The sequence below is a fragment of the Alteromonas sp. BZK5 genome, assembly GCF_014349115.1.
GTDB classification, from domain to species: domain Bacteria; phylum Pseudomonadota; class Gammaproteobacteria; order Enterobacterales; family Alteromonadaceae; genus Alteromonas; species Alteromonas macleodii.
In genome coordinates this window covers 1-7,438 of the sequence record NZ_JACSOE010000121.1, presented here as the reverse complement: position 1 = coordinate 7,438, position 7,438 = coordinate 1, and the positions used below count along the sequence as shown (strand labels likewise).

Sequence of the window (7,438 nt, the reverse complement as noted above, 5' to 3'; positions counted from 1 at the left end):
TTCCGCTTTTATTTTCCACTCCATACGTAGCAATCTAGCCGCTGCTACAGCTTCTTCTTTATCAACTTGTTTAGTTGACTTGCAGTGCCATTTCCCGAAAAGCTGAAAACGGGCGTACCATTTTTTGCTGTTATCTTGCAGGAAAACGTAGAGCGTGTCGTCGATGTCGTGTCTTGCTAACTGCTTAGCCATAAATACTCATTTGCAAAGAAAAAATAATGCGCTTACTCCGAGTATATATGGCTTAGTGACAATAGCTACCTGTTTTATAGAGATATTTTTAGATTATGTTAATACACATTAACGTGACCTATCGCTTCTTTAGCTATTTGGTGTCACGACAATCTTCTAGACCATTCTCAACCTCTATGGTTGTATGTGACAATTCAAATTCATCCAAAGCATTCGCTATGCTTTCTTTCAACATTAGGTATTCAGCTTTCGACTCAAATTGACTAACGATGTGAACTGTCGCGACATGATGCTCACCATCTAGTGACCAGATATGCAGGTGATGCAGATTGCTAACAGCATCAAGTTCAAGCAATTTATCAGTCACGTTTTGTAAAAGGTCGTTGTCTGGTGACGCCTGAAAAAACAGTTTTACGGTGCTGATAAGATTTCGGATAACGTTGAACAGAATGAAAAGCGTAAATCCGATAGAAAGAACCGGATCCAGAACAGGCCAGTCTTTGAACTGCATAACAATAGCGACAATGAGTACCGCTACCCAACCTAAAACGTCTTCGAGTAAATGCCAGTTCAGAACTTTTTCATTCAGCGATTTACCACCTTGTAATTTATACGCGGCGAAGCCGTTGACCAGTACGCCAAGAATAGCCAGTGCAATCATGCCTTCTGTTTCTGGCATCTCTGGATTACTCAGCCGTGGCACTGCCTCATAAAGGACCCAGGCAGAACCAACGATTAAAACAATGCCGTTTATCAGCGCCCCGAGTAAGCTCAGCCGCCTCTTGCCATTGCGTTAAAAACTCACTCATTGTTCTCTCCTTTAAGACAATGTTAATCAATCGCCGATTCAATTAATGGCTTTATGGATTGCTGCGTATTTGTATCTCAACCATCGGTGCATGGAACATTACATTCTGTGCTGTATCATGATGCCTGAGCCTGAAGCACTTGGTTGATACGTGACGAAACAAGTCAGTGCTAAGAGAATGAATTATTTAAGGTGATGCGGGTATTACTTCTCATCAATACTGATGTCTCTTGCTTTAGTGTAAGCTTCCCAACCTTCTTTTGCTGCATAAGGTACAATGAGCAATGCCGCCACAGGATCAGCCCACCACCAACCAAACCAATTTACCAATAGCAAACCGGCAAGGACAACGATCGTTTGGTATAAGCAGATAAAGGTATCTTTAGCATCGGCGAGTAACGCCGGGCTATCCAGCTTGCGGCCATATTTTCTTTTGAAATGAATCAAAATCGGGTTGATAAGCAAGGAAGTAACTAAAATGATTAACCCCATAGTGCTCCAGCTTGACGTTTGCTGACTAAGAAGTTTTGTAACGGAATCATAAGATATAAATATGCAGACCAAAGTAAATGATACGGCAATCACGTAGAGAGTGATTTTCTTCCGTCTATTTACTTGTTTTTTATCAATTCCCTTAAGTTCGCCGTGTAGACGCCAGCCTAGCGTGGTAGCGCTTAACACCTCTATTGTACTGTCCAATGCCCACCCTATGAGCGCTGAACTATTAGCAATTATTCCTGCGATTAAAGCTACTATGACTTCAATTGCATCATAGATGACATTTAATATTTGAAGCGTTCTGGCCTTTTTTAAATCACTTTTTCTTGTTGGTTCCATGTTTTACCTTTTATATATTCCATCCAATAAAATCTTCATATTTTTTCGCACTCGTTCTATACTTGTTTCTTTAGAAGTCAAGTAAGCTAATTACGCCATTTCCAAAACTTGCCTGAGTACAGATAAGCACTGCGTACATGGGGTCCATTGTGACCAGGTTTTATAAAAGGGGCCTACCACATTTTCCAGACAACATTTACTAAAAAGGAAAAGAAATGACATTTGCTTGCGGGCTTGCAGACAAATGTTTAATTCTATTCATCACGCGCTTTATCTGAACGTAAGTATTTCCACAACGCAGCCACTGCCCCGATTAGGACCATCACTACCAGTAGCCAGATCAAACCCATACCTATCATCATTTCAACCCCCATCGTCTCTCCCATACAATTCATCATGATTTATGTACTCCCTAATTGAACCACCCGCATTTATGTAAACCGGCAAAGCCATAATGACGTCAAATTGAACCATCATAGGCCTTAGAGTGCAGTACCCTTAGACTAGAGGTAGGCGGGCACTCTTGGCTCCAATTTTTCCATAGGTTTTTGCGTTCGCTTTTTGTTGACAAAGACTTGGCTCATTGAGCTTATTAGGTAGCCAAGCACGAAAACCTAAAAAGCCATATAAACAGTGCCAAGGTAGTATGAGCAGTCTCTTGCCATTGCGTTAAAAACTCACTCATTGTTCCCACGTTTTTGGCGATGTTAATCCATCCCTGATTCAATTAATGGCTTTATGGATTGTTGCGTATTTGTACTTTAACTATTGGTGCGGGGATCATTTGGCAAGGCCTGACTTTCCTAGACACTTTCTATGTCCTTAAAATACTGCCTGTCATATTCTGTTGGTGACGTGCTTCCGTTGGCAGGATGAGGTGTTCCGGAAGACTATTACATTTGATGATTTTTACTATTACAACCTGATAAGTAAGCGGAAGAGATTTCTTGACATTGTTCGTAGGAATGAGGCCTGACTTTGCAAAGAATTTGCAAAGCTTCTCAATGTAAACATATACCCATGATTTCAATAAAGTAATGTATGCGCATTTATTTCAAAATCCGTTGCTAGAAATAGCGTGCCGGTTCAAGTCCGGCCTCTGGTACCATTCTCTTTTTATTTACTAAGAAGAGAAACAATAAACCGACCTTGAGTCGGTTTTTTTGTGCCTGTGGTTCTAACTTTCTCGTTAAACCACTTCCACAATAAACACCAGGCAAACCTTAACTATTTTTGGGTAGGTACGTTCTAGCTCGGTCATCACTCAAACGCTATAAGTACATCCATGCGCTGGTGCAATATTCTAGCGACCTCTATTCCAGCTTCGGTTTGCCAATAATATACAATGTGCTGTTGCGCGGGAAAGCTTCTAGCCTTTTCAAACAGTTCAGGTCTGTTTCTTCCCAAAGTAGGAGTAGTCGCAATCTGAATCATAGTTTCATGTAGCAGCGACACGTATTTCTTCGCCTGAGACAGCCCCCATTTTTCGATGGTCTTGGCGGATATGAGTCGCAAGTCTTCCTCAGCAAGCTCAGATAATTTATACCTTGCCATCGATTTCTTTGCTCACTTCAGCAAAAATATCCAGCGTAGACTTATCGGAAGTTTGCCCATCAGACAACTGTTTAAAGCCCTTACCAACCTCTTCTCTTAGTATCTCAAGTTGCTGTTGCTTCGATACATCTTTTTCAAACAACAACCGTAAACCATCTCTGATCACCTCGCTTGCAGATGTGTAAAGTCCTGATGCAACTTTTTCATTTATGCGTTTTTCAAATTCAGAGCCAAGAGTAACGTTCATAAACACCTCCACATGTTATGCTTATATTATGCGCATGTTATGATCATTTTGCTAATCTAAAGGTAGACTTTTTACAAAGCAGTACTAATTGCGCAAATTGGCTGGAATCTTGGTTGAGAATCAAAGTAGTTATGTAAAGAATTTGCAAAGTTTCTTTTTCGTCTGATAGGTAATTGATTTTATAAAACTAAAATAGCCACCGTCTTTTCAAAATCCGTTGCTAGCGATAGCTTGGCGGTTCAAGTCCGCCCACTGGTACCATCTTATTCTTTACAGAAGTAGATACTGAAACCGACCTTTGAGTCGGTTTTTTTGTGTCTAGAAGAAAGTTTGCATCAAAGAAGCTATTACTGCTCTAGGTCAGCATATCCGTATAGCACGCTCTTCAAACATTAAATTTGAGGCTCGATAACATCTGGTTTAGTTGAATATTTAGTTTGCGTTAATCGTCATTAACGTGAACTAATACTTGAAGTATTATTACGTTACATCAACTTTGAAAAAAAAACTATTGCTCAATCAGTATTGTTGGTTTTAGCTCTTAAAGCATTAATATATTCTTTAACAGATTCATCAATACCTTTAGGAATTTTTACGTCGCAACTTACGTTTTTCTCACTAATGGTCTTACCATCATCAGCATATTTTACATCAGTTTTACAAACTTGTACTGGTTTGCTTAGCTCGACGATAAACCTTAGCTTTTCGGTTTCGTAAAACTGGGGAAGCTCAGTTTTTAGTACATCAAAAGCTTCTCTTAAACCATCTTCTAAACGTCTTCTGAACTCAGCTTTTCTCAGACTTTCGCCTAAAGTGTTAGCTACATCCTCCAATTTTTTAGCATCATCATTCTTATTTTCATTTCTAAGGTCCTCAACTCTGAATCTAATAGCATTTAGTGCTTGTAAATTTACTAATCCCGTTGTACTTATTTCCTCTAGCTGAGGCTTGTAGTATTCAGAATCGTCAATATTTTTAATTTGCAACGCTACCTTTTCCCTAATATCTACAGGGACCGAAGCTAGTGTTGCATCATCCACTACTATCGACCCGTTTATAGCACTCTGGCAAAGTGCAAATACCGCGTCTCGGTAAAGTTGAACAGTCTGGGACCGTCTATAAAGCTGACTAATATTTTGTGTAATAGATTGGGATAAGTTGGCGGCAATATTACCTTTATCTTGCACATCTGCCTCAAATAATGCGGTGAACGCTTCTGAAATTGTATTTGCGGCTTCAGGTGGCGGTTCCACACAAATTTGACCGCTAATGACATTTAAAATGGCAACCCGTCTATTCGCATCTGTTGCTGCCATTCCAAACATAGACTTTTTATTTTCTGTAGCTTCAAATGTTTCAGCTAAGAATGGATTTTCTCGAGGTGGTGTAAAGAGTGTACAGCCGGAAATTAATAGAACTGTGGTTAGTAAAAAGTTCCTATTCATAAGCAATCCTCCCTGAACTTACCAATTCGATGTAGAATTGGATTTGTACTTATTTAACAAACACTAGAGCTGTTCAAAAAATACACTACCCTCGTTCTTTTTACAAGTTTTCTCGGCGCGATCAATCGACATAGAGATAAGAACATCGGGCTTTTACTTTAATATGCCGCAAAGCATAGAAGTTCTTATATAGCTGTACTCCTTAAACTTTCACCAAAGCTACGCAGCTCTCAGGTGGCTACCCTTTTGATGCAAACATGATCGGATACGAAATTTTATAGCGCTTCTCTTGATGAGATGGACATAGAAATGTGCAAATTTAGGCAAATTAATTGTAATATCAGCATGTTAATTTTCACTAGGAGTAGCTCTTATGGATGAGTTTACAGAAATCTTAAAAAAAACAGGCATTACCGAAGAGCATCAGGACAAGCCTGATGCAAGAGTCGACTTGGAAAAGAAGTTTGAGTCTTTGATCTACGCGGTCAAGTTCCTGCCTGTTATCATCGTAGCCATCTTGCTCACAGTATATTTTTCAGAGTTTAACGGCGAGTTTGGTGATCAAAGTACCTTTGGCGCATTCGGCGACTTTCTCGGCGGTGTGCTCAATCCAATTTTAACGTTCCTCGCCACGTTGCTATTAATTACATCCATAAAAATTCAAATTGATGAGTTGTCGGAGACCCGCCGCGAACTCAAAGAAACTAAACAGGTTCACGAAGAAGCAGTAATGTCCCAAGAAAGGCAAGCGGTGTTCCCGCCCATGCTGGCTAAACTCAAGCAGATAGAAGAAGAATTGGTAGAACTTCTAAACGCGCCTTTTGTTGGGCCAGACTTACAGGAACGTCTAAAACACTCGGCAGCATGCCGAGCCTTAATGCAAAACAAAAAATGCAGGATTACCAGATTACCTGTCACCTTTAATGTGATTAAAAACTACCAGAACGGTGCGCACCAACCATTTGATCAAACGTTGAGACAGTTCAGCATGTTTATCAGCAAGATTGAAGAAACTCGATTACGTATACAATATACTCAAGGGCTGCAATTACATATTCATAAACTATGTGATTTATTGGGGCGCGTGGTGATGGTTGATAAAGAGCTCAGCAGGCTAAAAGTGGCGAGCATATTGTATCGGGATGAGTTGGCAACGCCACTGCGTTACCTGAATGTTGAACCACAATATCTCATATTGGTGGATGATGATGTCGAATACAAAGCTCTGTCATTGCTCATCAAAACGATTTCAGAAAAAGTTAGCCGAATGGAAGTCTTTTAGATCACGTAGTTCACTTTGTTCATTGACGATATGTTCATAAAGCGAAAATACGGCTAATAAATGGACTAGCAGAAGCTGTCCGCTCAATATCTGATTACCTTTTTACTTGTCCAGTTTTTGAAAAAATGACGAATGATACAGAAAGACATATTCTCACTTATTTCTCCCTATGAACATCGGCGCGGTGGAAAGAAAAAGCTATCCAGCCTGGGCTTAAGCAATAACTGAAGTATTCGATTACATAGATGTATTTTACAATCCTAGACGCAAACAAGATACAAGCGGAGGGTAGCCTCCAGCTAAATGTGAAAAGCATTAATATCAGCAGCTTGAAGATGTCTAGAAAGTTCGGGTCTTACCACACTTAGCCTATAGTGAGATTTTAATGGCTCTAATAATTCAACGCCCTCAAGTAGCTTACGTTAGAAAGAAAGATTCTTCAGAGTATGAGATTGATCGTAGCACAGGTAAATTGCTTCAAGTGAATATTGAAAAAGCAATCAGAGTAAAGCTAGATGATCCAGATAGACACAAAAAATTTCAATATTGGAGTCTAAATCCTGACCCCAAAAAAAGATATAGATTGAAAGTACATACTGTGAACCAGCAGTTTGAAAGGTATAAGAAAGGAGATTGTGATAGGGAATTTGATAGGAATTATGACGAGTCAATGACTCATAAATGTGTAGTGGAGGCTTTATCAAGACTGACAAGCATGACCCTTCTCTCTCCTATTGAGTGTGAGAGAAGCCCGCTAGAGTTTGACTTTGAATCAGTTAGGAAAGAACCATTTTTACATTTGCCTAATAATTCTAAATACTACCCAGATATCTTATGTACGTTTAGTGAAGAACATGAAATGTATGATAGATGGGGTGGTAAGATTGCTATAGAAGTGACGTATTCGCATGGATGTGAATCTTACAAACTAGAAGACTTTATATTTCACAACATTCCTGTTTTTGAAGTTACTATTGACGTGCTCCAATAGATTCACACACCCAGTTAAGAGATAATTATCTCAACTGGAGTGTATATGAAAACCCGAAAAAGCTACTCGAAAGAATTCAAAC

6 protein-coding genes and 2 pseudogenes are annotated in these 7,438 nt (G+C 39.6%); 2 read left to right on the top strand and 6 right to left on the bottom strand.

The features are described 5' to 3' along the window. From BIZ39_RS19475 to BIZ39_RS19450, 6 genes and pseudogenes are all read right to left on the bottom strand, one after another. Nucleotides 1-192: pseudogene (locus BIZ39_RS19475) on the bottom strand (site-specific integrase); the annotation flags it as partial. A gap of 133 nt (nucleotides 193-325) precedes the next feature. Beyond that, nucleotides 326-979 (bottom strand): annotated as a pseudogene (locus BIZ39_RS19470) (cation diffusion facilitator family transporter); the annotation flags it as partial. A 225-nt stretch (nucleotides 980-1,204) separates the two neighbouring features. Further along, the gene (locus BIZ39_RS19465) at nucleotides 1,205-1,837 is read right to left on the bottom strand and encodes a cation diffusion facilitator family transporter (RefSeq protein ID WP_015067954.1); all 633 of its coding nucleotides are present in this window, start codon (nucleotides 1,835-1,837) and stop codon (nucleotides 1,205-1,207) included. A gap of 1,260 nt (nucleotides 1,838-3,097) precedes the next feature. After that, a complete protein-coding gene (locus BIZ39_RS19460; protein WP_024016872.1) occupies nucleotides 3,098-3,391 on the bottom strand; it encodes a type II toxin-antitoxin system RelE/ParE family toxin in 294 nt (97 codons plus the stop codon). Further along, the gene (locus tag BIZ39_RS19455; protein ID WP_024016873.1) at nucleotides 3,378-3,638 is read right to left on the bottom strand and encodes a type II toxin-antitoxin system ParD family antitoxin; all 261 of its coding nucleotides are present in this window, start codon (nucleotides 3,636-3,638) and stop codon (nucleotides 3,378-3,380) included. Before BIZ39_RS19455 ends, BIZ39_RS19460 begins: the two co-directional genes overlap by 14 nt. A 515-nt stretch (nucleotides 3,639-4,153) precedes the next feature. Beyond that, nucleotides 4,154-5,083, bottom strand: a complete 930-nt coding sequence (locus tag BIZ39_RS19450; protein WP_015067956.1) for a hypothetical protein — start codon at nucleotides 5,081-5,083, stop codon at nucleotides 4,154-4,156. A gap of 373 nt (nucleotides 5,084-5,456) precedes the next feature. On the opposite strand from BIZ39_RS19450, the gene BIZ39_RS19445 reads away from it, so the two are divergent. Both BIZ39_RS19445 and BIZ39_RS19440 read left to right on the top strand, forming a co-directional pair. Further along, complete coding sequence (locus tag BIZ39_RS19445; protein ID WP_015067957.1) at nucleotides 5,457-6,365, top strand: hypothetical protein; 909 nt, start codon at nucleotides 5,457-5,459, stop codon at nucleotides 6,363-6,365. Between the two features lie 385 nt (nucleotides 6,366-6,750). Beyond that, nucleotides 6,751-7,356 (top strand): hypothetical protein, encoded by a 606-nt coding sequence (locus BIZ39_RS19440; protein ID WP_187447799.1) that lies wholly within the window; start codon nucleotides 6,751-6,753, stop codon nucleotides 7,354-7,356. Nucleotides 7,357-7,438: the final 82 nt, after the last annotated feature.

Bases quoted from the DNA above. Each gene is read 5' to 3' on its own strand.
- BIZ39_RS19445 (WP_015067957.1), top strand. From the start codon at position 5,457: ATGGATGAGTTTACAGAAATCTTAAAAAAAACAGGCATTACCGAAGAG.
- BIZ39_RS19455 (WP_024016873.1), bottom strand. From the start codon at position 3,638: ATGAACGTTACTCTTGGCTCTGAATTTGAAAAACGCATAAATGAAAAA.
- BIZ39_RS19450 (WP_015067956.1), bottom strand. From the start codon at position 5,083: ATGAATAGGAACTTTTTACTAACCACAGTTCTATTAATTTCCGGCTGT.
- BIZ39_RS19465 (WP_015067954.1), bottom strand. From the start codon at position 1,837: ATGGAACCAACAAGAAAAAGTGATTTAAAAAAGGCCAGAACGCTTCAA.
- BIZ39_RS19460 (WP_024016872.1), bottom strand. From the start codon at position 3,391: ATGGCAAGGTATAAATTATCTGAGCTTGCTGAGGAAGACTTGCGACTC.
- BIZ39_RS19440 (WP_187447799.1), top strand. From the start codon at position 6,751: ATGGCTCTAATAATTCAACGCCCTCAAGTAGCTTACGTTAGAAAGAAA.